We start from the raw sequence: 25,539 nt of genomic DNA, 5'->3' as shown, positions 1-25,539 counted from the left end.
AAAATGCCATCTCGCGCTGCGAAGCGGGTAGCGCGGCAGGACGCCGTCGTTTTATTTTCGAATGTTCTAGACGACTGGTCTAATAGGCGTATCCCGCATTCGGATACGCGGGTCGCACGATGACGAGTCACAGCTGACTAACGGACAGGCGCACCGCGCCGGCCGTTTTTTTGGGTCATGCGGCCCCGTTCCCATCAACTTTTCGAAGGAGTGTCCGATCATGAAGATTCTGGTTGTCCTGACCTCGCACGACACGCTCGGCGACACCGGCAAGAAGACCGGCTTCTGGCTCGAGGAACTGGCCGCGCCGTACTACGTGTTCAAGGATGCGGGCGTCGAGCTGACGCTCGCATCGCCGAAGGGCGGCCAGCCGCCGCTCGACCCGAAAAGCAGCGATCCGGCCGCCCAGACCGACGCGACGCGCCGCTTCGAAGCCGATGCGGCGGCCAAGGCCGAACTGGCGTCGACGCGCAAGCTGGCCGACGTGTCCGTGGACGATTACGACGCCGTGTTCTACCCGGGCGGCCATGGCCCGCTGTGGGATCTCGCCGAGGATCTGCATTCGATCGGCCTGATCGAGCGCGCGCTGGCGGCCGGCAAGCCGGTGGCGGCCGTCTGCCACGCGCCGGGCGTGCTGCGTCACGTGAAGAATCCGCAGACCGGCGAATCGGTCGTGCGCGGCAAGCGCGTGACGGGCTTCACCAACAGCGAGGAAGCGGCCGTCGAACTGACGGAAGTCGTGCCGTTCCTCGTCGAGGACATGCTGAAGACCAACGGCGCGCAATTCGAACGCAGCGCCGACTGGGCGCCGCATATCGTCACCGACGGGCTGCTGATCACGGGGCAGAACCCCGCGTCGTCGGCGCCCGCCGCCGAGGCGCTGCTCGCGCAACTCGGCCGCCGTTGAGCCGGTGGCGCCGGCCGTGCCGGCGCCGCACCGTATCCGTCGCCGGGCGCAAGCCGTCCGGCGACGGCCCGAATCGTTCCGCCGTGCGTACCGCACGGCGCGTTTCCCGTCGTTTTGCAGAACCAAGCAAAGGAGCCGTGGATGTCTGCCCTGTTCGAACCGTTCAAACTCAAGGATGTCACGCTGCGCAACCGTATCGCGGTGCCGCCGATGTGCCAGTACGTCGCCGAGGACGGCGTCGTCAACGACTGGCATCACGTGCATCTGGCCGGCATCGCGCGCGGCGGCGCGGGCCTCGTGATCGCCGAGGCGACGGCCGTGTCGCCGGAAGGCCGCATCACGCCGGGTTGCGCGGGGCTGTGGACCGATGCGCAGGCCGAAGCGTTCGCGCCGTCGGTCGCGGCGATCAAGGCGGCCGGCGCGGTGCCCGGCATCCAGATCGCGCATGCGGGCCGCAAGGCGAGCGCGAACCGCCCGTGGGAAGGCGACGACCATATCGCCGACGGCGATCCGCGCGGCTGGCAGACCATCGCCCCGTCGGCCGTGCCGTTCGGCGCGCACCTGCCGAAAGTGCCGCGTGAAATGACGCCCGACGACATCGCCCGCGTGCAGGCCGATTTCGTCGCATCGGCGAAGCGTGCGCGCGATCTCGGCTTCGAGTGGCTCGAATTGCACTTTGCGCACGGTTATCTCGGCCAGAGCTTCTTCTCGGTGCATTCGAACCACCGCACCGACGAATACGGCGGCTCGGCCGAGAATCGCGGCCGCTTCCTCGTCGACACGCTCGCGGCCGTGCGCAAGGTCTGGCCCGAGCACCTGCCGCTGACCGCGCGCCTGGGCGTGATCGAATACGACGGCCGCGACGAAGAGACGCTCGCCGAGTCGATCGCGCTCACGCAGCGGATGAAGCGGGAAGGGCTCGACATGCTGAGCGTGTCGGTCGGCTTCTCGACGCCCGCCGCGCAGATTCCGTGGGGCCCGGCGTTCCTCGCGCCGATCGCCGAGCGCGTGCGCCGCGAGGCCGGGCTGCCGGTGTCGTCCGCATGGGGGATCGACACGCCGCAACTGGCGAACCGCGTGGTGGCGGAAGAGCAACTCGATCTCGTGATGGTCGGGCGCGCGCATCTGGCCGATCCGCACTGGCCGTACTACGCGGCCAAGCAGCTCGGCGTCGAGCGTCCGTCGTGGACGCTGCCCGCGCCGTACGCGCACTGGCTCGAGCGCTACCGGATCGCCGACAAGGCGGCCTGAGCGGCCTTGTCGACACGGCGCGCGCATCTTGCGCGTCGCCGATCCGGCGCCGATGGATAGAATGGCGGTTCATGCAGGCCGGTTGCCTGCGCGAACCGCCATTTTTCATTTCGACAGAGGTGCCATGGGCGCACATGTCCCGTCGTCTCACGACTCCGCCGCACGGCCGCGCGCGCAGCAGATTGCCCGCGTCGTGCTGTATGCGGCGCTGCTGGTGCTCGCGCTGTGGATCATCCGCGACTTCATTCCCGCCATCGCATGGGCCTGCGTGATCGCCATCGCGATGTGGCCGCTGCTCAAATGCTTCGAATCGCACCGGCTGTTCCGTGACCGGCCGACGCTGATCGCGACCGTCATCACGGCCGCGATCTCGCTGCTCGTCGTGCTGCCGATCGCGGTCGCGGCCGGCCAGGCGATCGGGCAGGCGCACGACCTGCGCGAGTGGCTGAAGTCGGTCCAGGACAGCGGCATTCCGTTGCCGGACGTCGTCAGCCGGCTGCCTTACGGTTCGGCTCAGATCACCGAATGGTGGCAGGCCAATCTCGGCCATCCGCTGCATGCGGCCAGCGCGATGCACGGCGTCAACAGCGAGAAATTCCTCGCGTTCGGGCGGCAGTTCGGCACGAAGCTCGCGCACGTGCTGCTCGAATTCGGCTTCATGCTCGTCACGCTGTTCGTGATCCTGCGCGCGGGCCACAAGCTGTCGGGCGCATTGCTGCAGGGCGCGCGGCGCGCGTTCGGGCACAACGGCGCGGAACTGATCGACCGGATGGTCAAGGCCGTGTACGGCACGGTGACGGGGCTCGTCGTCGTCGGGCTCGGCGAGGGTGCGCTGCTCGGCATCGCGTATGCGCTGGCCGGCGTCCCGCATGCGGCGCTGCTCGGCCTCGTCACGGCGATCGCCGCGATGCTGCCGTTCTGCGCGCCGATCGTGTTCTGCGGTGCGGCGCTCTGGCTGTTCGTGCAGGGTGCGACGGTGTGGGCCGTCGTGGTGGCCGTGCTCGGTTTCGTCGTCGTGTTCGTCGCCGAGCATTTCGTGCGGCCGGTGCTGATCGGCAGCTCGGCGCGGCTGCCGTTCCTGCTGGTGCTGTTCGGCATCCTCGGCGGCGCCGAGACGTTCGGCCTGATCGGGCTGTTCGTCGGCCCCGCGCTGATGACGGTGCTGACGATGCTGTGGGCCGAGTGGATCGCGTGACGATGCGCGACGTTGTGCCGATTTGACGCATCGGCGCGGCGGGTTCGATGCGCGTACAAGCATCCGCGGGTCGCATCGACCGGGCTGGCGTGCGGGCATGACATGCAGGGATTCGTATAAAGATCTCTACATTTCTTTTCGATCCGGACCCAAAGGTCGAGTAGCATGGGGCTTTCGATCGCGCCGGCGCGGCGCAGCAGATTTCCTCAAGCATGCGATTGATTTCGATGGCCCGTCCCGCAGCGACGCTGTCCCTGGCCGCCAGCTGCCTGATGTTGCACGGCTGCGCGTGGTTCGACTCGTGGCTGCCATTTTCGTATTCACGCACGCCGCTCGCGCGGGCCGCGTCGCGGCACGGCGCGACGCGCGCCGATGTCGTCCGCGCGGCCGGCAACCCGCGCAGCGTGTGGATGGTCCGCAACGGCAGCGGCGTCTGCTACAACTACTTCATCGAGCACGGCAACGATCACCGTGAATATTTCGTCGTGTTCGACAGGGCCGGCATCGTCACGCAACACGGCTTCGATTCGTGCATGAACGCCGACCGCAAGGGCACGCTCCAGCCGGGCAAGGCCGCTTCGCGCTAGCGCGGCGGCCGCGCCCGCCCGCCGTCACGCGATCGTGTCGACCACGCCGCCGTCCACCCGCAACGCGGCGCCGGTTGTCGCCGAAGCCTGCGGCGAGCACACGTAGACCACCAGGTTCGCGACTTCCTCGGGCGTCGCCGGCCGCTGGATGATCGAGCTCGAACGATGGTTGCGCACGAATTCCACGGCCACGTCTTCCACGCTGCGGCCGGTTTCGTCGGCCGTTTCCTTCAGCAGCGCCCGCACGCCGTCCGACATCGTCGGCCCCGGCAGCACCGAGTTGACGGTCACGTTGGTGCCGGCCGCGAGCTTCGCGAGGCCGCGCGCGATCGACAACTGCGCGGTTTTCGTGAATCCGTAATGAATCATGTCGACCGGGATGTTCAAGCCCGATTCCGACGAAATGAACACGACGCGCCCGGCATTGCGTTCGATCATCCCCTTCAGGTAATGCCGTGCGAGCCGCACGCCGGACATCACGTTCATCTGGAAGTAATGTTCCCACTCGGCGTCGTCGATCTCGAAGAACGCCTTCAGGCCGTAGATGCCGGCGTTGTTGACGAGGATGTCGGCCTCCGGTGTGTGCTGCGTGATGCGCGCGACGCCGGCCGCGTCGGACAGGTCGGCGGCGACGCCGTCGAAGCTTGCGCCGGGCACTGCCGCGCGCAGTTGCGCGAGCGCCGATTGCACCGACGCGTCGCTGCGGCCGTTGACGACGACGCGCGCACCGGCGCGTGCGAGCCCTTCGGCGATCGCGAGCCCGATGCCGGCGGTGGAGGCGGTGACGACCGCGGTCTTGCCTTTCAGATCGATATGCATGAGCGTGACGGGAGAGGAGTGAACGAAAACCGCCGCGTGTGCCGCGGCGGACGGAATTCAAAGCTTAGGCGAAACGGCGCAATCCGGCATCGAAGCGTGGCGATCCGGTTGCGCGGCGCCGCACAGTCTTGTACGGTGAGCGTTCGCCGTCCGAACCGGGAGCCCGCCGCGTGAGCCGTACCGCCAACCGATCCATCGACCCGTCGCCGTTCTGGCGCGACGCCGCGCTGCCGTTCATCGAAGCGCGCACCGTCGACGACGGCCGCGCGATCTGTTACGCGAAGCACACGCACGACACGTTTTCGGTGGGCGCGATCGTCGGCGGCACGAGCACCTACGTGAACGGCGCGACGCACGAGCACGTCGGGCGCGGCGTGCTGGTGATCATCGATCCGGAACAGGTGCATGCGTGCAACCCGTACGGCCCCGACGCGTGGGCGTATCGGATGGTCTATGTCGACGTGCCGTGGCTCGCGCGGCTGCAGCATTCGCTGGGCCGCGATCCGAATTGCGATTTTCACGGCTTTTCGCCGAAGTTGACCGAACGGCACGACCTGTTCGCGCAATTTGGCGGTTTCTATCGCACACTCGTGTCGCCTTCGGTCGATCCGCTCGGCAAGGAGAGCGCGGCGGTCGAATTCTTCACGGCGCTGCACGGCGCGCTCGACCGCGAGCTGCCCGGCCCGCGCGCCGGGGACGACAACGCGAAGCTCGCGCGCGCGGCCGATTACATCGCCGCGCATTGCCGCGAGGGCGTCACGCTCGATGCGATCTGCGCGGCCGCCGATTTGTCGCCGTCGTACCTGATCCGCGCGTTCAACGCGCGCTACGGCATGACGCCGCATGCGTTCCTGATCGACCGCCGCGTGCAGTACGGCCGCACGGAGCTGCGCCGCGGCCGGCCGATCGCCGACGTTGCACTCGACGCGGGTTTTGCCGACCAGGCGCATTTTCAGCGCGCGTTCCGGCGGATCGCGGCCGCGACGCCCGGCCAGTACCGCAGCGCGACGAGCTGAGCGACGAACTGAGCGACGAACTGAGCGACGAACTGAGCGACGAACTGAGCGGCGAGTCGGGCGGGGCGTGCCCTACACGTCGAGCAGAAAGAGTGCGCTGCCCGCGAGCAGCAGCGCCATCAGCCGGTTGAACACGCGCATCCTCCGCGCGTTCGCGAGCCGGTGCCGCAGCGATGCGCCGGCATACCCCCAGCAAGCGATCGACGCGAAACAGATCACGAGATACAGCGCGGCGAACTGCCAGACCTGCGCGCGGTCGCCGTCGGCCGCGTATGCGCCCATCGCGGCCACGCACGCGAGCCACGCCTTCGGATTGAGCCACTGCATCGCCGCGCCGGACGCCGCCGACGGGCCGGCCACGTCCGGGTCGGCCGACAGCCGGCCGTCGTCGAGCGCGAGCCGCAGCGCCAGGTAGAGCAGGAACGCGATCCCCGACCATTGCGTGGCCGTCGTCAGCATCGGCCAGCGCGCGAGCGCCGCGTGCAGCCCGAGGCCGATCAGCAGGAACAGCGCGACGAAGCCGAGCGTCGCGCCGGCCGCATACCGCAGGCTTGCGCCGAGACCGTGGCGCGCGCCCGCGCTGAGCGCGACGATGTTGACGGGACCGGGTGTGATCGACGACGCCAGCGCGAACGCGGCCATCGAAACCAGCATGCTCATTGAGTGCCTCCATGCGAATGTCAAAGTCGCATCGAGACTAAAGAAGCCGCGCGTGCCGGTATTGAAGAAAACTGCCCTCGGCGGCGCTGTCCGGATTCAGGCAACGCCGAACCGGGCACAGCGCTCAACGGTGCTCGAAAGTCGTTGGACGCAGGCGTTGCAACCGAAGGCATCGAGTCTCACGTCACGGATGAGCGGCCGCCGCGAGCGCGTCGAACGCGTCGCCTTCCGGAAGCCGCCGCCATGACTCCGGGCCCGCGTCGATTTCCTCGACCGTCAGCAGGCACGCATCGAGTTCGCGACGCAAGCGGTCGTGATCGACCGACTGCCCGATGAACACGATTTCCTGCCGACAATCCCCCGCAGGCTCCTCCCATTTTTTCAGCACGCCGTCGCGGCGATAGTCGTCGTGCGGCCAGTCCGACTGCGGGATGAATCGCCACCATCGCCCAACGTAACCCCACTGGAACGCGCCGCCCGTCTGCACGAGCATGGCGATCTCGGCATGGCGGTGCGCAGCCCAGACATAACCCTTGCAGCGCAGCAGTCGGCCGTTGTCCCACGGACGACGCAGCCATGCGAGCAGGCGCGCCGGATGAAACGGCGCACGTTCGCGATAGGTCCACGACGCGATCCCGTACGCATCCGATTCCGAGGGGCGTTCGTCGATCTGCATGCGCTGCATCCATCCCGGCGATTCGACGAGCGCCGGCAGATCGAAGCGCCGGGTATCGAGCACGTCTGACGGATCGACCTTGCCGTGCTGCATCGGCAGGATTCGCGCGGATGGATTCAGCGACGCAAGAATCGCGCGCAGCCGGTCGAAACCCGCGTGGCCGATCCGGTCGAGACGGCTCACGAGGATCACGTTCGCGTATTCGACTTGCTCGAGCAGCAGGTCCGACAGCTTGCGCGGCGGACCGGAATTGCCGTCGCTCGCGAGCGCCGCGTCGTGCGCGACCGGTTCGGCCGACGCGATCATGTCCTCGAACGTCTCGCCGTCGACGACCGTGACGAGCGTGTCCAGCCGTGCCAGCTCGCTCAGGCTGAAACCGTCCGGATCGAGAAACGCAAACGTCTCCGCGACCGGCATCGGCTCCGAGATGCCGGTCGATTCGATCAGCAGATAATCGAAACGACGCTGCCGCGCGAGCGTGCTGATCTGCTCCAGCAGATCGGCGCGCAGCGTGCAGCAGATGCAGCCGTTGCTCATCTCGACCAGTTCGTCCTCGCCTCGATGCAGCTCGACGTTGCGCCGCACATCGTCGGCGTCGATGTTCACTTCGCTCATGTCGTTGACGATCACGGCGACCTTCAGTCCTGCGCGATTGCGCAGGATGTGGTTCAGCAACGTCGTCTTCCCGGCGCCGAGGAAGCCGGACAGCACGGTGACCGGAATCCTCGGGCCAGGGGCGGCCGGCGCGCCTTGCTTCCCCGGCGTCGTCATGCGCTCTGCCCGGACGCGCGATCCAGGTAGCCTTCGAACAGGTCGACCACGACATAGCCGTCGTCGGCGGCGTCGCCCCACAGATCCTTCACGCGGAACTCGACATGGTAGGTCGGCTGACGGGCGGCGCCGGTGTCGCCGTGGCCGATCGCGTCAGGGAAGGGCCACGATTCGGTCGTCCGGTGCAGCACGACACCTTCCTTGCCGCGAACGTAGCCCGGCGCGCGGATGTGCCCGCTGACGTATTCGTCGCGAACGACGACACGCTCGCCGACCTCGAACCGCGTCGAGTCGGGCGGTGCCGCCCGGCCGCCGGATGTCGGCGGGTTCGCGAGCCGGAAATGCGAACCGAGCGCGCGGTCGAGTTCGTCCTGCGTGAGCACGCCGGTTTCGACGAGCAATGTCGCCGTCGCGATCACGTAGCGCTCGTAGTAGCGCGTGCCGACATGCTGGCGTACGTCGATGCGTTCGACCGCGTGGCGTACCTCGTCGACGCTGAATTTTTTCAGTTGGTCCACGCCCACGAACATCAGGCTGTACGCGAGATGTTCCCAGTCTTCCTTGAAGACCGGCTTGTAGCCGAGACTGTTGATCGTATGCGGCACCGGGCCGAAACCCTGGAATCCGCCGAGGTCGTGAAAGCCGTCCATATGTGATCTCCGAGATGAAGGTCGAGAGCGAAACGGGGTGGGAGTCAGCGCGCGCGCGGCAGCGCCACGCCAATCAGCACGTCCTTCGTGACGAGCGTGCGCAGTTGCTCCTCGGTCATGTGCTCGCTGCCGGCCGGCCGCACGGGCAGCACGAGATAGCGGCTTTCGGCGGTCGTATCCCAGACCTTCACGACGACGTCGTCGGGCAGGTCGGTGCCGAGCTCGCGCAGCACCGTGCGGCCCTCGCGGACGAGCCGCGCACGATATTCGAAGCCCTTGTACCACTCGGGCGGCAGCCCGAGCACCGGCCAGTTCGTGCATGAGCACAGGCTGCAGACGATCACGTTCTTCAGCGTGGGCGTGTCTTCGAGCGCGACGATGTACTCGCCCTGCGGGCCGGTGTAGCCGAACTGCGCGCACGCGGCCGTGCCGTCCTTCAGCAGCAGTTCGCGAAACGCCGGGTCGACCCACGCACGCGCGACGATGCGCGCGCCGTTGGCCGGATCCCAGGTCGTGGACATCAGCTCGGTCAGGCCTTCGATATAGCCGTCGGGGATCAGGTTCTTCTCTTTCATCACGCGAAACAGCGCCCAGGCACGTTCGCCGGGCGTCGAGGCTGTTTCCGTGGAAGGGGTCGCGCTCATCGTGGGGTTCCTTGTCGTGGGTCGGGTTGACCGCCGCCATCGCGGTGGTATTGCCGTGGCGGGGCGTGGACGCGTGGTGTCGGTCACGCTCGACGAGCAGGGTAAGAAGAGAAAAAGCGCGGTTCTTTGCCGGCACGGATCGGAAACTGTGCTGAGACGGCCCCGTGGCGCGGCATGGGGCCGACGCGCACGGATGCACGGAGATGGGCGGCGATCGGCGGCAATTGGCGGGGCGCCCGGCACGAAAACAGTGGCAGCTGGCGCACGTTTTGCGACCGCGGCATGACATCGGAGGCGCAGGTCCGCCACAGCCAATTTCTTGTTCCGCCGGAAAACAGAACTGCGGATTTTGCCTTCCTATTCTCATCCTCAAGCGACGGCCGTTCGATGTCGCGAATCGCCGGCATCCCCGATGTACCGGCGGAACAACAGTCGGCCAGCATCCCGCGATTCCACCCTCCGGCGACGGTTCCCGTTCGTCGTGCGTCGAGCGTGGCGGTGTCTGCGCAACCAGGTGAGGAGCATGATGGACAACGTCAACAGAATGAAACTGAAGCGAATCGCGCGCTGGATCGGCTTGTCGCTGATCGCCGTCGCATCGCATTACGCGGGCGCGGTCGAGGTCGATCCCGGCGACTATGAGCAGTATCCGGCCGGCGCGACGATCGGCGTGCTGTACTACAACTATTCCGCGACGAACACCTACTACGCGAACGGCCACCGGACGTCGGATTTCGACCTGCAGTCGAATGTCGGCATCGCCCGCCTGCTGCATGTGTTCCAGCTCACCGACAGGCTCACGATCGATCCGCAGGTGTTGCTGCCGTTCGGTCACATCAGCAGCTTCGGCAACGCCGGTGCGCTTGGCAGTACGAACGGTGTCGGCGACGTGATCCTGACCGCACCGTTGAAATTCCGCCTGAACGAAGCGAAGGACGTCGTTGCCGCGACGGTCTACGTCTACGCGCCGACCGGGAGCTACGACCAGAACCGCGGTCTCAATCTCGGCGCCAACCGCTGGTCGCTCGATTTCCAGGCGGCCTACGTCAAGCACTTTTCGCCGCAGTGGGCACTCGATCTCGTCGGCGACGCGATCTGGTACGGCAACAACACGTCGTATGGCGCGAACGGTGCGACGCTGCATCAGCGGATGAGCTACAGCGCACAGGCGATGGTGCGTTACATGCCCGATCCGGGCACGTCGCTCGGGATCGGCATCACGCAGCTCTGGGGCGGTGAAACGAGCGTGGACGGCGCGGACAACAACGACGCGCTGCGCACGACGCGCCTGCGGATCACCGCGGCGAAGTTCGTGACGAAGGCCGACCAGGTGCAAATCCAGCTCGGCACCGACCTGAGCGTGCGCAACGGTCCGAAGAACAGTGTGCTCGCCGGCCTGCGTTACGCGCACATCTTCTGACCACCCGCATGCGCCGGGACAAGGCCGGTGCATATCGCTCCTTCCCCACGTCGATACCTCGACACCCGATTCCCTTTCCAGAGAGGTCATGCATGGAATCCGCCATCGACAAACACCTGGTCTGCCCGCGGACGCTGTCGCGCCGCGTCGCCGATGACTACCAGCCGCCGTTCCCGATGTACGTCGCCCGGGCCGCCGAAGACCTGAGCCAGGTCGTGATGGGCTATTTCGGCGTGCAATACAGCGGCGCCGACAAGCGCGCGGCGGCACTGGCCGCGTTGCGCGGGATCGTCGCCGATTTCGGTGTGCAGGACGGCCCGAACAACTTCGATCTGACGCAACACACCGACGACCAGGGTTACGAGAACCTGATCGCCGTCGGCTACTGGCGCGATCCGGCCGCGTATGCACGCTGGATTGCGTCGCCAGAAGTCGTCGAATGGTGGACCTCCGACGCACGCCTCGCGGACGGCATCGGCTACTTCCGGGAAATCGTCGCGCCGCGCGCCGAGCAGTTCGAGACGCTCTACGCATTCACGAACGATTTCCCCGGCGTCGGCGCGATCATGGACGGCGTCAGCGGCGAGATCGAGGAGCACGGCTACTGGGGATCGATGCGCGACCGGTTCCCGATCTCGCAGACGGACTGGATGCGCGCGGACGGCGAGTTGCGCATCGTCGAGGGCGATCCGGCCCGCGGCGGCCGCGTGGTCGTGCTGGCGCACGACAACATCGCGCTGATTCGCTCCGGCCAGGACTGGCGCGCGGCCGAGCACGACGAGCGCCGACTGTATCTCGAGGAGATCGAGCCGACGCTGCGCAGCGGAATGGACTTCCTGCGCGACAACGGCACGGACGTCGGCTGCTACAGCAACCGCTACGTGCGCTCGATCGATCTCGACGGCAACGTGCTCGACGAGAGCTACAACATCGGCCACTGGCGCTCGCTCGACCGCCTCGAACGATGGGCCGAATCCCATCCGACGCACCTGCGGATCTTCGTCACCTTCTTCCGCGTCGTCACCGGGCTGTCGAAACTGCGGCTGTATCACGAGGTTTCCGTCTTCGACGCGAAGCATCAGGTCTACGAATACGTGAACTGCCATCCGCGCACCGGGATGATGCGCGACGCCGTCGCCATCGCCCGCTGAATCCCGCCGGCACCGCCGGGGCCGGCGGTGCCGCTTACCGAACTGGAGAACGTCGATGGCCATCAAACGCCCGACCCGCGAACAACTGTCCGATATGGCAGCCGGCTTCGGCTTTCATTTCGATTCCCGGCAACTCGCCGAATACGACGATGCCCTGCAGGCGAACTTCGACGCCTACGATGCGATCGACGCGCTGCCCGACTATCTGCCCGTCGTCGCGTATCCGCGCACGCCCGGCTACCGCCCGGAAGGCGACGAGAACCGCTACGGCGCGTGGGCGCGCAAGAGCACGATCCACGGCGCCGCCGACGGCAAGCTGCGCGGCAGGACGGTGGTCGTGAAAGACAACATCTGCGTCGCCGGCGTACCGATGCGCAATGGCTCGACCACGTTCGAGGGCTACGTGCCCGACGTCGATGCGACCGTCGTCACGCGGGTGCTCGACGCCGGCGGCACGATCGCCGGCAAGTCGACCTGCGAGTACTACTGCTTTTCCGGCGGCTCGCACACGAGCGCGTCGGGGCCGGTGCAGAATCCGCGCAAGGCAGGGCACTCGTCCGGCGGCTCGTCGTCGGGCAGCGGCGCGCTGGTTGCGAGCGGCGAGGTCGACATGGCGCTCGGCGGCGACCAGGGCGGCTCGGTGCGGATCCCGTCCGCCTATTGCGGCATCTACGGGATGAAGCCGACGCACGGGCTCGTGCCGTACACCGGCGCGATGCCGATCGAGGCAACCGTCGATCATCTGGGGCCGATGACGGGCAACGTGCTCGACAACGCGCTGCTGCTCGACGTGATCGCGGGCGACGACGGGCTCGATCCGCGCCAACGGACGTTGCCGCCGCGCGCCGACTATCTCGGCGCGATCCGCGACGGCATCGCGGGATTGCGGATCGGCATCCTGCGCGAGGCGTTCGGGCTCGCCAATTCGGAGAAAGTGGTCGACGAGGCCGTGCTGGCCGCCACGCAGCGGTTGCGCAAGCTGGGCGCGCGCGTCGAAGAAGTGTCGGTGCCGCTGCATGCGGCCGGCACCGCGATCTGGCTGCCGATTGCGGCCGAGGGCGCGACGCAGCAGATGATGAAGGGCAACAGCCACGGTTTCAACTGGGGCGGCCTGTACGTGACCGGCATGATCGATCATCACGCGGGCTGGCGCGAGCGCGCCGACGAGTTGCCGGATACCGTGAAGGTGACGATGCTGCTGGGCGAATACTTCACGAGCCGGTATCGCGGGCGTTACTACGCGAAGTGCCAGAACCTCGCACGGCGCTTGCGATCGGCTTACGACGCGGCGCTGCAGTCGTATGACGTATTGGTGATGCCGACCGTACCGATGCGCGCGTCGAAGCTGCCGGAGCCCGGTTGCGCGATGTCCGAGTCGCTGACGCGGGCGTTCGAGATGCTCGCGAATACCGCGCCGTTCGACGTGTCCGGGCATCCGGCAATGTCGCTGCCGTGCGGGGTAGCCGACGATCTGCCGATCGGGCTGCAACTGGTCGGGCGCCGTTTCGACGAGGCGACGCTCTACCGCGTTGCGTATGCGTATGAACAGTCGTCCGACTGGCGTCGGACGACGTGCGCATGACATGTCCGGAGCGGTAGCATGCCGCCGCTGCGCCGCGTGCCGGTTCGACCGGCCATGCGGCGTACGCGGTCAGCGATTGGACAATGCGCTTTTGAACGGGCACGCTGTCGGCTGCGTGTTTGCTAATCCATGTGGGGCACGACCATGACGATGCGTCCTCTCCCGCGCGCCGCAAGCGGCGACGCGCCCGGTCCGGCGTCCGGCAGCCCGCTGGACGAACGGACGAACGCGGCCATCGAGGTGCCGATCGACGGCTCGGTCAGCCAGCGTATCGAATTCTGGCGCGAGACGATTCTGCGCCTGTTCGCGGACGTGCAGATCGCGGCCGTGCAGAAAGCCGATTTCTTCGGCCGAGTGCGGCAGCGCAAGTGCGAAAAGATGCGAATCTCGGAAATCCACGCGAGCGAGCAGGCCGTGATCCGGCGTTATCGCCAGGCGCGCAGCGAGTACGAGGACAAGTATTTCGGGGTCTTGATGCTCGAGGGCAGCCAGTCGGTCGAACAGGACGGCAAGATCGTCACGCTGCATCCCGGGGATTTCGCGATCTACGACGCGACCCGGCCTCACCACCTGCAGTTCGGCCAGTCGTGGCGCGAGATCGTCGTCAGCATTCCCCGCGCGACGCTGAACCAGCTCGTCGTCGGGATGGAGCACCGCACGGCGTGCCCGACGCAAACCGGGGACGGCGTCGGCAGTGTCATGCGTGCGTTTCTCGAGCAGATGTCGTCGCAGATCCGCAGTGTGACCGAGGACGAGATGCGGCAGTTGTCGGATACCGCGATCACGCTGATCGCGATGACGCTTGGGGGCATGCAACGCAACGACCTCGCGCAATCGAGGATGAAGGCGTTGACACTGACGCGTGTGAAGCGGCATGTGCTCGAGCACCTGCACGATCCGGAGCTGAACCCGATGATGATCGAGCGCTCGATCGGGATTTCGTCGCGGTACATCAACAAGCTCTTCGAGGCCGAGGAGACGTCGCTGATGCGTCACGTGTGGAGCCTGCGGCTCGAACGGTGCGCGCAGGATCTCGCGAATCCGCAATGCGCGTCGCTGCGCGTGTCGGACGTCGCATTGCGCTGGGGATTCAACGACATGTCGCATTTCAGTCGCGTGTTTCGCGAGCGGTTTGCGATGTCGCCGCGGGCGTGGCGCGAGCAGGGCGGCAAGCCGCGCGCGTAATGCGTCCCGCGCCGCGTTCGTGGCCGGCAAGCGCCGATCGGAGGCGGCCGGACGTCGACAGGCGCAGCCGCCGTCAGTGCAGCGCCCGCGGCGCGTGCGCCGGCCGCGAACCGGTGGAGTCGACCACGCCGGTTGCATCTCCCGCGCGCAGCGGTCCGCCCGCGCAGGGTTCCGTCGATACCGAGAAGCCGAACGTGTTGACGCCGCCCGAACACGCGACGAATACGCTGCCGCCGTGCATCTCGGCGACGGCCTTGACGATCGACAGCCCGAGCCCGTGGTTCTCCTTGCTGTTCGCGCGGGCTTCCTCGAGCCGGTAGAAGCGTTCGAACACGTGCGAGCGCTGCACCGGATCGATCGGCTCGCCGGGGTTCGACACGGCCATCTCGACGAGCGTGTCGCGGCGCGTGATCGTCACGTGCAACGTCGCGCCGGGCGCGGAATGCTGGATCGCGTTGATCAGCAGGTTCGTCATCGCGCGGCGGAACAGCGACGGATCGACGGCGGCGCGCGCATCGCCGTGCAGTTCGGCGTGCAACTGCGCCTCGTCGAGCGGGATTTCGAGGAAGTCGAGCATGCGCCGCACCTCGTCGGCGAGCGACACGTCCTTCAGGTCGGTTGCCCGTTCGCCGCGGTCGCTGCGCGACAGGAACAGCATGTCGTTGATGATCACGCGCAGCCGCTCGAATTCCTCGAGGTTCGACTGCAGCGTCTGCCGCATCCGCTCGACGGTGCGGTCGCGGCTGGTCAGCGCGACCTGGGTCTGGCCGATCAGGATGCTGACCGGCGTGCGCAGTTCGTGCGCGACGTCCGCGTTGAACGCCTCGAGCCGCGCGTAGGTCTGCTGGATGCGATCGAGCGCGCCGTTGAACGACGTGGCGAGGTCGCGCAGCTCGGCCGGCAGCGCGTCGGTGTGCAGCCGCTGGCGGCGGTTCGCGAGGCTGATGGCCGACGCATCCTGCGACAGCCGGTCGAGCGGCGCGAGCCCGAAGCGGGCCACCGCGCGGCTCAGCAGCAGCGTGATGATCGTCGCGATCGTGATCAGCCCGGCGAGCGTCCAGCCGAAGCGGCGCAGCATCCGCTGCGTGCGCTCGCACGAGCTGGCGACGATCAGCCTCAGTGTCGGTCGCTCGCCGTTGCCGGCCACCGTGACGGTCTTGGTCATCACGTCGTAGCTGCTGTCGTTCAGCGCGTAGCGCTGGAATGCGCCGAACGGCGCGCCGACGGGCACGCCGTCGACGGGCTTGCCGAACCGGAAATCCGGATTCGTGCTGTCGACCTGGTAGCGCGTCGAGCCGTCGGGCGGTTCGAGATCGGCGAGCTTTTCCTGCATGAGGCGCCCGCGTTCGGACGTGAGCGCGTGCGACACGATCATCTCGGCGACCTTGGTGCGCGTATCGAGCGTCGCGCGCAGCTCGGCGAACAGCTGGCGCTCCATCATCACGAACAGCCCGCAGCCCACCAGCGTGAACACGAGCAGCGACACGATGCCGAACATCGCCGACAGCCGCAGGACGATCGAGCGTTTCATGCCGGCCTCTCGGTATCGCCGTCCTCGCGCGCCTCGAGCACGTAGCCCATCCCGCGGATCGTATGCAGCAGCTTGTCCGCGAACGGGCCGTCGAGTTTCGCGCGCAGGCGCTTGATCGCCGTCTCGACGACGTTCGCGTTGCTGTCGAAGTTCACGTCCCACACGAGTTCGGCGATGGTCGTCTTCGACAGCACCTCGCCGCTGCGCCGCGCGAGCACGCCGAGCAGCTGGAATTCCTGCGCGGTCAGGTCGAGCCGCGTGCCGTCGCGGGTCGCGCGGCGGCCGATCAGGTCGACCCGCAGGTCGCCGATCGAGATCAGCGTCGATTCCTGCACGCGCGCGCGGCGCGTCAGCGCGCGCAGCCGTTCGATCAGCTCGAGGAACGAGAACGGCTTGGTCAGGTAGTCGTCGGCGCCGCCGCGCAAGCCCCGCACGCGGTCGTCGACGCGGTCGCGCGCGGTCAGCATGATGACGGGCGTCTGCTTCTGCGCGCGCAACGCGCGCAGCACGCCGAAGCCGTCGAGCTTTGGCAGCATCACGTCGAGCACGACCACGTCGTAGTCGAATTCGACGGCTTTCCACGCGCCGTCCTCGCCGTCGAGCGCGGTATCGACGACCCAGCCTTCCTCGGTCAGGCCGCTCTTGAGGTATTCGACGACTTTCGGTTCGTCTTCGACGATCAGGACTTTCATGTTCGAATCCGTTGTCCGCGTAATCCGGTTAAGGGCCCGGGGGCGCTGGCGCCGGTGCCGGGGCTGCGGCGATCTCGGCCGGCGCCGGGCCACTTGCCGCCTGGCCGTCCCAGCCGCCGCCGAGCGCCTTCGCGAGAAACACGACGAGCGCCGCGCGCTGGCCCTGGATCTGCACGGCCTGCCGCTCGCTCGTCAGCAACTGCTGCTCGGCCGTCAGCACGTCGATGAACGGCGTCAGGCCGCCCGCGTAGCGATCCTGCGCGAGCGACACGAGCTTGCGCGCGTCGTCGACGGCCGCGGAGGCCTGCTGCGCGGCCTCGGCGAGCACCGACAATCCGGTGACCGCATTCTGCACCTCCTGGAACGCGGTGAGCACGGTCTGCCGGTAATTGGCCTGCGCGGCGACATAACCGGCCTGCGCGAAATCGACGCCGGCCTTCAGCTTGCCGCCTTCGAACAGCGGCTGGCTGAGCGACCCGCCGACCGACCACAGCAACGCCGGCACGGTGAACAGGCCGGCGAAGCGCGTCGCGTCCCAGCCGATGTCGGGCGACAGCATGATGCGCGGGAAATACGCGGCGCGCGCGACGCCGATCTGCGCGTTCGCGGCGGCCATCGCGCGCTCGGCCGACGCGACGTCGGGGCGCCGCTGCAGCACGTCGCTCGGCAGGCCGGTCGGCAGCGCGGGCGCGTTGATCGGCACGACGCGCGGCGCGATCGAGAAGGTGGGGGCCGGCGTGCCGACCAGCGTCGCGATCGCGGTTTCGACCTGCACGCGCTGCTGGAGCAGCAGCTGCGCCTGGGTGCGCGTCGCGTCGAGCTGCGAGCGCTGCTGAAGCAGGTCGAGGCCCGACACCGCGCCGAGGTCGTGCCGCGCGCTCACGTAGTCGAGCGCCTTCTGCTGCAGGTCGATCGAGCGCTTGACGACGTCGATCTCGGTGTCGAATTCGCGCAGCGCGAAATAGCTCGACGCGAGATCGGCGGTCAGCACCAGGCGCGCGTTCGCGAAATCGTCGCGCGCCTGTTCGGTGGTGGCCTGCGCCGATTCGACGCTGCGCCGCACGCGGCCGAACAGGTCGAGCTCGTAGCTGACGCTCGCGCCGACCTGGACGTCGTTCTGCACGGTCGACGCGCTCTGCGTCGCGTAGTTGGTCTGCGGCCGGTCGGCCGAGATCTTGAAGCGCTGGCCGCTCGCGTTCAGGCCGACGGCCGGATACTGCGCCGAGGCGACCGACGCGAGCGTCGCCTTCGCCTGGTCGTAGCGCGCGGCGACGGCCTTCAGGTTCTGGTTGTTGCGCAGCGCCTCCGCTTCCAGCGCATCGAGCTGCGGATCGCCGAACGCGGTCCACCATGCCGGGTCGAGCGGCGCGCGGGCCGGCGCGGCCGGGTGCCAGTACCCGTCGGCCGGATCGAGCCGCCACGCGGCCGGCGTGGCGACGTCGGGCCGCTGGTAGTCGGGGCCGACCGTGCAGCCGGCGAGGGCGGCGGCGAGCGCAACGGCGGTGGCGGAGACGGCGGCGGGCCGCCGGCGGATGCGCATCGCGGTCACGACTTCGCCTCCGCGGCGCTCGATGCCGGCTTCGCGGCCGGCGCCGAGACGATCACCTGATCGCCGTTGGCGAGCGCGTCGCTCGGGTTCGTGACGAGGCGGTCGTTCGGCGTGAGCGGGCCGTCGACCTCGAGCGTCTGCCCGATCGTGCGCACGACCGTCACCTGTTTCAGGCGCACCTGGCCGTTCGCATCGACCGTCGCGACCGTCGGGCCTTCGGCGCGGAACAGCAACGTATTGGCCGGCACCTGCAGGCGGCCGACCGGCGTCATCGGCAACGTGGCCTGCACGTAGGCGCCGGGCAGCAGCCGCCCGTCCGGGTTCGGCAGCGTGATCTCGATCTGCAGCGAGCGCGTCGCGACGTCGATCGCCTCGGACGTGCGCGTGATCGTCCCGTCGAACGTCCGGCCCGGCAGCTCGGCCTGCGCGACGCTCACGCGCTGGCCGACCTTCACCTGCTGCGCGTATGCCTGCGGCACCTGCACGTAGAGGCGCAGCCGGTCGGCCTGCACGACCGTGAACAGCGAACGCCCCGCGTTGCCGGAGCTGACGAGATCGCCGACGTCGACATTGCGCTGCGTGACGATCCCGTCGATCGGCGCGACGATCCGCTGGAAGCCTTTCAGTTCGGTGAGGCGGTGCATGTTCGCGTCGGCCGCGGCGAGGTTCGCGGTGCCCTGGTTGAACGCGCCTTGCCGGTCGTCGAGTTCCTGCTGCGAGACGGCATCGCGCTGGCGCAACTGCTGCGCGCGGTCGAACGACGTCTTCGCGAGCGCGAGCGCGGCTTGCGCCTGCTGGCGCTGCGCGGTGGCCTGCGCGAGTTCCTGGTTCAGCTCGGGCGTGTCGAGTTCGGCGAGCAGCTGGCCCTGCTTCACGTGCGCGCCGATGTCGGCCTGCCAGCGCAGCACGTAGCCGCTCGCGCGTGCGTAGATCGGCGCCTCGACGAAGCCGCGCAGCGTGCCGGGCAGCGACAGCTTGCCGCCGGTGGCCGCATCGACCGGATGCGCGATGGTCACGTACTGGCGCGTGTTCTGCTCGGCGACCGTGTCGAGCCGGTTGCGGTTCAGCACGTTGACGACGATCGTGCGCGCGGCGCCGGCGGCCAGCAGCACGCCGATCACGATCAGGACGATGCGTCCGCGTCGCGACACCGACGTGCGTGTCGGCAGGTGCATGCCGTGTTCGTCCACCTGGATGCCGACGGCGCTGTGATGTTTCTCTTCCATGAATTCAACCAATTCAACCGGGTAGTGGGACGAAAGGGGACGAAAGTCAGTGTCCGGCCTGGCGCGCGCGCCGGCGGGCCAGCCGCGCATGCACGCCGCCGAACACGAGCGGCACGAACAGCAGCGTCGAAACGGTCGCGAACAGCAGCCCGCCGATCACCGCGCGGCCCAGCGGTGCGTTCTGCTCGGCGCCTTCGCCTAGACCGAGCGCCATCGGCACCATCCCGATGATCATCGCGAGCGCCGTCATCAGCACCGGCCGGATTCGCGTCGCGCCGGCCTCCAGCGCGGCCGTGAGCGGCGGCGCGCCGGCTTCGAGACGCTGGCGCGCGAACGACACGACCAGGATGCTGTTCGCGGTCGCGACGCCCACCGTCATGATCGCGCCCGTCAGCGCGGGCACGCTCAGGTGCGTGCCGGTGATGAACAGCATCCACACGATGCCGGCGAGCGCGGCCGGCATCGCGCTGATGATGATCAGCGGGTCGAGCCACGACTGGAAATTGACGACGATCAGCAGGTAGACGAGCACGATCGCCATCGCGACGCCCGCACCGAGGCCGAGGTACGACGTGCGCATCGTCTCGATCTGGCCGCGCATCGTCAGCTCGGTGCCGCGCGGCAGCGTCGCGCGCGCGTCCGACACGATGCGGTCGATCTCGCCCGCGACCGCGCCGAGGTCGCGGCCCTCGACGCTCACGTACACGTCGATCGCCGGGCGGATGTTGTAGTGCGTGATCACGGCCGGGTTCGCGGTGCTGCGCACCTGCACGAGGTTGCCGAGCAGTTGCAGCGGCATGCCCGTGCGGCCGCTCGCCGAGATCGGCGTGCCGAGCAGGTCGTCGACCGACGAGATGTTGTATTGCGGGGTCTGGATCTGCAGCGGGTACTGGACGCCGGTGCGCGGGTTGATCCAGAACGACGGCGTCGTCTGCGAACTGCCGGACAGGGAGATCAGCATGTTCTGCGCGACGTTCTGCGCGGAGAGGTTGAGCTGCTGCATGCGCGTACGGTCCATGTCGGCCAGCAGGGTCGGCTCGTCGTTGCGTTGCAGCACGTGCACGTCGACGGCGCCGGGGATTTGCCTGAACTTTTTCATCAGGCTGCTCGCGATAGTCATGTTACTCGCGAGATCGTTGCCGAGCACCTGCAGGTCGATCGCGGCCGGTTGGCCGAAGTTGAGGATCTGCGTGATGATGTCCGACGGCTGGAAGAAGAACTCGACGCCCGGGAAGCGCTCGGGCAGCACCTTGCGCAGTGCCTGCACGTAATGCTGGGTCGCGCGGTGGCCCGGTTTCAGCGCGATCAGCAGCTCGCCGTCGAGCGTGCCGATCGTGCCGGCGTTGCTGTACGACAGGTTGATGCCGCTCACCGGCAGGCCGAGGTTGTCGACGATCGCGCCGAGCTCGTCGGGCGGCACGGTTGCGCGGATCACGCGCTCGACCTGGTCGGCGAGGCGCGCGGTTTCCTCGATCCGGTAGCCGGTCGGCGCGCGCATGTGCAGGCGGATGTTGCCCGAATCGGCGTTCGGGAAGAAGTCGCGGCCGAGCACGAACACGAGGCCGGTCGACAGCACGCAGAAGCCGAGGAAGCACGTCGCGTAGAAGCGGCGGCGCACCAGCAGGATGCTGAGCAGCACGATGTACCACGCGCGCAGCCGCTCGAACGCTTCGTTGAACGCGTGATGGATGCGTGCGAAGCGCGACGTCGAACGATCCGGGCCGGTGCTCGCCTGCTGCGGGCGGAACAGCAGCATCGCGAGCGTCGGCACGAGCGTGCGCGACAGCACGTACGACGCGAGCATCGCGAACACGACGGCTTCCGCGAGCGGCACGAACAGGAAACGCGCGACGCCCGTGAGGAAGAACATCGGCACGAACACGATGCAGATGCACAGCGTCGACACGAACGCGGGCACCGCGATCTCGCCCGCGCCTTCGAGGATCGCGTCGTGCAGGTTCGTGCCGAGATGCAGGTGCCGCTCGATGTTCTCGATCGTCACCGTCGCATCGTCGACCAGGATCCCGACCGCGAGCGCGAGCCCGCCGAGCGTCATGATGTTGATGGTCTCGCCGAGCGCGGACAGCGCGATCAGCGACGTGAAGATCGACAGCGGAATCGAGATCGCGATGATCAGCGTGCTGCGCCAGTTGCCGAGGAACAGCAGGATCATCATCGCGGTCAGCACGGCGGCGATCAGCGCTTCGTGGATCACGCCCTGGACGGCCGCGTCGACGAACACCGACTGGTCGAACAGCGGCGTGATCGTGAGCCCTTCGGGCAGCGTCGGGATCACCTTCGGCAGCAGCGCCTTCAGGTCCGACACGACCTTGAGCGTCGACGCGTCGCCGCTTTTCAGGATCGAGATGAGCACGCCGCGCTGGCCGTTCTGGCGCACGACGTTGGTCTGCGGCGCGAAACCGTCGCGTACCGATGCGACCTCGCGCAGATAGGTCGTCGCGCCGTTGACGGTCTGGACCGGCAGGTTGCTGATGTCGGCGACCGTATCGGCCGACGCGTTGGTGTCGATCCGGTATTCGGTCTGGCCCATCTTCGCGGTGCCGGTCGGCAGCACGAGGTTCTGCGCGTTGACCGCGTTGACGATGTCGGCGGGCGTGAGCCCCTTCGCGAGCAGCGCCTGCGGATCGAGGTCGATCGCGACCACGCGCGTGCGGCCGCCGTACGGGAACGGGATCTGCACGCCCGGCACCGTGATCAGCTGCGGGCGCAGGAAGTTGAGCGCGATGTCGGCGAGCGACTGTTCACTGAGCGTCTTGCTCGACAGCCCGAGCTGGATCACCGGGATGCTCGAGGCCGAATAGGTGATCACGAGCGGCGGCGTCGCGCCCTGCGGCATCTGCCGCACGATCGCCTGCGCGGACGAGACCGTCTGCGCGATCGCCGTCTGCACGTTCGCGCCCGGCTGCAGGAACACCTTCACGACCGCGATGCCGGGCAGCGACGTCGATTCGACGTGCTGGATGTTGTTGACGGTCGTCGTCAGGATGCGCTCATGCACGGACGTGATGCGGTTCGTCATCTCCGTCGCGGAGAAGCCGCTGTAATTCCAGATGACGCTGATCACGGGGATGTTGATCGCGGGCAGCACGTCGACCGGCGTGCGCATCAGCGCAAGCGGGGTGGCCAGCACGATCATGATGGCCATGACGATGAACGTGTAGGGGCGCCTGAGCGCAAGATTGACGATCCACATGGAGGCAGCGGGACAGGCGGTGATCAGGCGTCGGTAAAGGGAACCCGAATGATAGGCGTCGGCGTGGAACGGGTTACTGTCGCGAAACTGGCGGAATTGTCAGGTTGCGGCGGGCGGCCCGGTGCCGATTCGGCAGAGGAAACGCCGCGCGGCGCGCCGGTCGCAAAACGGTCGCGATACCGGACGGGCCGGCTGCACCTGCGGCGGTTCCGCTCATGGGCCCGTGCTCAGATCTGCTCCATCCCGACACGCGCGAGCGCACCGAGGTCGACGACGTCGATCTGGTTGTACGCGAGCCGCAGCACGCCGAGTTTCTCGAGCTGCTGCAGCGCCTGGTTGATCCGCTGCCGCGACACGCCGACGAGCATCCCCAGTTCCTCCTGCGAGATCGACAGCGACGGGCCGGTGTCCGGGTACAGGTCGGGATTGAACAGCTGCGCGAGCGACTGCGCGACGCGCGCATCGACGTCCAGCAGCCGGCTGTTCTGGATCGACGCGATGAATTCGCCCATCCGGTTGTTCAACTGGTGGATCACGAAGCGCGTAAACGGCAGGCTCGTGTCGAGCAGCGCGTGGAACGTGTCGACCGGCACGAACAGCACGGTCGAGCGCTGGATCGCGACGACCTCGTACTTGCGCAGTTCGCGCTTGATCACGCTGCCTTCGCCGAACCAGCCGCCCGACGGCACGCCGGAGAACGTGCAGCCGCGCCCGGACGCATTGAAGATCGCGAGCTTCAGCAGCCCGCGGTGCACGCCGATCCAGTATTCGGACGGCGCGAGCCGATGGGCGATCACGTCGCCGGCCTCGCACTGCTCGACGCGCGATTGCGCGAGCACGAGCGCCTGGTGTTCGGGCGCGAGCGTGCGGAACCACGCGCACTGGCCGAACAGCGTGGACAGCGCCGGCAGCGGGCCCGGTGCGGAAAGGGCGTCGGCCGGGTGGGCGGGCGCGTCGGGCGGAGCGGCGAGAGGGTCGTGCATGGGTGCGGGTTTGCGAGGATAGGGATAACGCGCAGCGCGGGAAAGGCACTCTGTCGTTTCGATGACAGACGGCTCACAATAGCGCCCGTTAGGCTGTCGGCAATTGAACCACATCAAAACGATCCGGGGTGGAAGCGCCCCGGTCGACAGAACACGGGAGACAGGATCATGACGCAGATGTTCGAGGCCGGACTCGGCCGCCGCGACGCCAATTACGTGCCGCTCACCCCGATCGACTTCCTGGTCAGGACGGCCGAAGTCTACGGCGAGCGCCTCGCGATCGTGCACGGCGACGTGCGGCGCACCTGGGGCGAGACCTACACGCGCGCGAAGCAGCTGGCGAGCGCGCTCGCGCGGCTCGGCGTCGGCCGCGGCGACACGGTCGCGGCGATGCTGCCGAACATCCCGGCGATGGTCGAGGCGCACTTCGGCGTGCCGATGGCCGGCGCCGTGCTGAACACGATCAACACGCGGCTCGACGTGTCGTCGGTGCTGTTCATGCTGCGCCATGGCGAGGCGAAGGTGCTGATCGTCGACACCGAATATGCGGAATTCGCGCATCGCGCGGCGCTCGAGGTGCCGGGCCTGAAGATCGTCAGCGTGGCCGATGCGATGCCGGCGGACCCCGCACGCTTCGCGGGCGCGACCGACTACGAGGCGCTCGTCGCAAGCGGCGACGCCGACTACGCGTGGACCCCGCCCGCCGACGAATGGGATGCGATCGCGCTGAACTACACGTCCGGCACGACCGGCGATCCGAAGGGCGTCGTCTACCACCATCGCGGCGCGTATCTCGCGGCGATCAGCAACATCCTCGAATGGGACATGCCGAAGCACGCCGTCTACCTGTGGACGCTGCCGATGTTCCACTGCAACGGCTGGTGCTTCCCGTGGGCCGTCGCGGCACGCGCGGGCGTGAACGTCTGCCTGCGCAAGTTCGACGCGAAGACGGTGTTCGACCTGATTCGCCGCGAACGCATCACACACTACTGCGGTGCGCCGATCGTGCAGAGCGCGATCGCGAACGCGCCGGCCGAATTCCGCGCAGGCATCGACCACACGGTGCACGCGATGGTGGCGGGCGCGGCGCCCGCGCCGGCCGTGATCGCGAAGATGAAGGAGATCGGCTTCGACCTGCTGCACGTGTACGGGCTGACCGAGGTCTACGGCCCGGCGACCGTGTGCGCGAAGCAGGCGCATTGGGAGGAACTGCCCGATGAGGAGCGTGCGCGGCTCAATGCGCGCCAGGGCGTGCGCTACCACCTGGAAGCGGGCGCGACGGTGCTCGATCCCGACACGATGGCGCCGGTGCCGGCCGACGGCGAGACGCTCGGCGAGATCATGTTCCGCGGCAACATCTGCATGAAGGGCTACCTGAAAAACCCGAAGGCGACCGACGACGCGTTCCACGGCGGCTGGTTCCATACCGGCGATCTCGCGGTGCTGACGCCGGACGGCTATATCCGGATCAAGGATCGCAAGAAGGACATCATCATCTCGGGCGGCGAGAACATCTCGAGCATCGAGGTCGAGGATGCGCTGTACCGGCATCCGGCCGTCGCGGTCGCCGCCGTCGTCGCGATGCCCGACCCGAAATGGGGCGAGGTGCCGTGCGCGTTCGTCGAGCTGCGCGAAGGCGCGAGCGCGACCGAAGAGGAGATCGTCGCGCATTGCCGGCAGTTGCTCGCGGGCTTCAAGGTGCCGAAGGTCGTGCGGTTCGGCGAGCTGCCGAAGACGTCGACCGGCAAGATCCAGAAATTCCAGCTGCGCAACGCGGTCGGCTCGGACAAGGCGATCGACCTGGCGGGCGACAAGAAGTAGGCGAGTTGC

At 67.8% G+C, this 25,539-nt stretch carries 21 protein-coding genes; 10 read left to right on the top strand and 11 right to left on the bottom strand.

Going from position 1 to position 25,539, the window contains the following annotated elements; genetic code table 11:
• Positions 1–220 precede the first annotated feature (220 nt).
• The 4 genes from PQB87_RS26800 to PQB87_RS26785 all read left to right on the top strand — a co-directional run bounded on the left by PQB87_RS26800 (position 221) and on the right by PQB87_RS26785 (position 3,940).
• A complete protein-coding gene (locus PQB87_RS26800; RefSeq protein WP_059683383.1) occupies positions 221–907 on the top strand; it encodes a type 1 glutamine amidotransferase domain-containing protein in 687 nt (228 codons plus the stop codon).
• Positions 908–1,048: 141 nt separating this feature from the next.
• A complete protein-coding gene (locus PQB87_RS26795) occupies positions 1,049–2,158 on the top strand; it encodes an NADH:flavin oxidoreductase/NADH oxidase (RefSeq protein ID WP_489242921.1) in 1,110 nt (369 codons plus the stop codon).
• A 124-nt stretch (positions 2,159–2,282) separates the two neighbouring features.
• Complete coding sequence (locus tag PQB87_RS26790; RefSeq protein WP_059683387.1) at positions 2,283–3,353, top strand: AI-2E family transporter; 1,071 nt, start codon at positions 2,283–2,285, stop codon at positions 3,351–3,353.
• Between the two features lie 212 nt (positions 3,354–3,565).
• Entirely contained in the window at positions 3,566–3,940 is a 375-nt protein-coding gene (locus PQB87_RS26785; protein WP_049097651.1) for a hypothetical protein, read from the top strand.
• Between the two features lie 24 nt (positions 3,941–3,964).
• Here the strand turns inward: PQB87_RS26785 and PQB87_RS26780 are convergent, their stop codons facing one another.
• Positions 3,965–4,759: an SDR family NAD(P)-dependent oxidoreductase gene (locus PQB87_RS26780; RefSeq protein ID WP_226145937.1), complete on the bottom strand. Its 795-nt coding sequence runs from the start codon at positions 4,757–4,759 to the stop codon at positions 3,965–3,967.
• A gap of 170 nt (positions 4,760–4,929) precedes the next feature.
• Here PQB87_RS26780 and PQB87_RS26775 point away from each other — a divergent pair, with 170 nt between their 5' ends.
• Positions 4,930–5,775: a helix-turn-helix transcriptional regulator gene (locus tag PQB87_RS26775; RefSeq protein WP_113045176.1), complete on the top strand. Its 846-nt coding sequence runs from the start codon at positions 4,930–4,932 to the stop codon at positions 5,773–5,775.
• A gap of 72 nt (positions 5,776–5,847) precedes the next feature.
• Here PQB87_RS26775 and PQB87_RS26770 read toward each other — a convergent pair whose 3' ends face one another.
• From PQB87_RS26770 to nthA, 4 genes are all read right to left on the bottom strand, one after another.
• Entirely contained in the window at positions 5,848–6,435 is a 588-nt protein-coding gene (locus PQB87_RS26770; RefSeq protein ID WP_059683393.1) for a LysE family translocator, read from the bottom strand.
• Positions 6,436–6,619: 184 nt separating this feature from the next.
• Positions 6,620–7,882 (bottom strand): GTP-binding protein, encoded by a 1,263-nt coding sequence (locus PQB87_RS26765; protein WP_489242920.1) that lies wholly within the window; start codon positions 7,880–7,882, stop codon positions 6,620–6,622.
• Positions 7,879–8,532, bottom strand: a complete 654-nt coding sequence (gene nthB / locus PQB87_RS26760; RefSeq protein ID WP_027791483.1) for a nitrile hydratase subunit beta — start codon at positions 8,530–8,532, stop codon at positions 7,879–7,881. The genes PQB87_RS26765 and nthB overlap by 4 nt, the downstream gene beginning before the upstream one ends.
• A 44-nt stretch (positions 8,533–8,576) precedes the next feature.
• Positions 8,577–9,176 carry a nitrile hydratase subunit alpha gene (gene nthA / locus PQB87_RS26755; protein WP_489242919.1) on the bottom strand — a complete coding sequence of 200 codons (600 nt, stop codon included), beginning with the start codon at positions 9,174–9,176 and terminating at the stop codon, positions 8,577–8,579.
• A gap of 523 nt (positions 9,177–9,699) precedes the next feature.
• Here nthA and PQB87_RS26750 point away from each other — a divergent pair.
• The 4 genes from PQB87_RS26750 (at position 9,700) to PQB87_RS26735 (ending at position 14,514) form a co-directional block, all read left to right on the top strand.
• On the top strand, positions 9,700–10,596 hold the full coding sequence (locus tag PQB87_RS26750; protein ID WP_489242918.1) for a transporter: 897 nt from the start codon (positions 9,700–9,702) through the stop codon (positions 10,594–10,596).
• Positions 10,597–10,688: 92 nt separating this feature from the next.
• On the top strand, positions 10,689–11,747 hold the full coding sequence (gene oxdA, locus PQB87_RS26745) for an aliphatic aldoxime dehydratase (RefSeq protein ID WP_175828741.1): 1,059 nt from the start codon (positions 10,689–10,691) through the stop codon (positions 11,745–11,747).
• 55 nt (positions 11,748–11,802) lie between these two features.
• Positions 11,803–13,329 (top strand): amidase, encoded by a 1,527-nt coding sequence (locus PQB87_RS26740; protein ID WP_489242916.1) that lies wholly within the window; start codon positions 11,803–11,805, stop codon positions 13,327–13,329.
• Between the two features lie 144 nt (positions 13,330–13,473).
• A complete protein-coding gene (locus PQB87_RS26735; RefSeq protein WP_489242915.1) occupies positions 13,474–14,514 on the top strand; it encodes an AraC-like ligand-binding domain-containing protein in 1,041 nt (346 codons plus the stop codon).
• Between the two features lie 73 nt (positions 14,515–14,587).
• Here PQB87_RS26735 and PQB87_RS26730 read toward each other — a convergent pair whose 3' ends face one another.
• The 6 genes from PQB87_RS26730 to PQB87_RS26705 all read right to left on the bottom strand — a co-directional run bounded on the left by PQB87_RS26730 (position 14,588) and on the right by PQB87_RS26705 (position 23,709).
• Entirely contained in the window at positions 14,588–16,045 is a 1,458-nt protein-coding gene (locus PQB87_RS26730) for a heavy metal sensor histidine kinase (protein WP_489242914.1), read from the bottom strand.
• Positions 16,042–16,737 carry a heavy metal response regulator transcription factor gene (locus tag PQB87_RS26725; RefSeq protein WP_021159240.1) on the bottom strand — a complete coding sequence of 232 codons (696 nt, stop codon included), beginning with the start codon at positions 16,735–16,737 and terminating at the stop codon, positions 16,042–16,044. The genes PQB87_RS26730 and PQB87_RS26725 overlap by 4 nt, the downstream gene beginning before the upstream one ends.
• A 28-nt stretch (positions 16,738–16,765) precedes the next feature.
• Positions 16,766–18,277 (bottom strand): efflux transporter outer membrane subunit, encoded by a 1,512-nt coding sequence (locus PQB87_RS26720; RefSeq protein ID WP_489244289.1) that lies wholly within the window; start codon positions 18,275–18,277, stop codon positions 16,766–16,768.
• A 5-nt stretch (positions 18,278–18,282) separates the two neighbouring features.
• On the bottom strand, positions 18,283–19,512 hold the full coding sequence (locus tag PQB87_RS26715) for an efflux RND transporter periplasmic adaptor subunit (RefSeq protein ID WP_059683405.1): 1,230 nt from the start codon (positions 19,510–19,512) through the stop codon (positions 18,283–18,285).
• Between the two features lie 46 nt (positions 19,513–19,558).
• Complete coding sequence (locus PQB87_RS26710; RefSeq protein WP_489242913.1) at positions 19,559–22,726, bottom strand: efflux RND transporter permease subunit; 3,168 nt, start codon at positions 22,724–22,726, stop codon at positions 19,559–19,561.
• A 227-nt stretch (positions 22,727–22,953) separates the two neighbouring features.
• Positions 22,954–23,709 carry a Crp/Fnr family transcriptional regulator gene (locus PQB87_RS26705; RefSeq protein WP_059814227.1) on the bottom strand — a complete coding sequence of 252 codons (756 nt, stop codon included), beginning with the start codon at positions 23,707–23,709 and terminating at the stop codon, positions 22,954–22,956.
• Between the two features lie 168 nt (positions 23,710–23,877).
• Here PQB87_RS26705 and PQB87_RS26700 point away from each other — a divergent pair, with 168 nt between their 5' ends.
• Complete coding sequence (locus PQB87_RS26700) at positions 23,878–25,530, top strand: acyl-CoA synthetase (protein ID WP_042974869.1); 1,653 nt, start codon at positions 23,878–23,880, stop codon at positions 25,528–25,530.
• Positions 25,531–25,539: the final 9 nt, after the last annotated feature.

The organism is Burkholderia sp. KL41, assembly GCF_057005415.2.
Note: the sequence above shows the minus strand (reverse complement) of the source record. Positions and strands in the feature narration are given on the sequence as shown.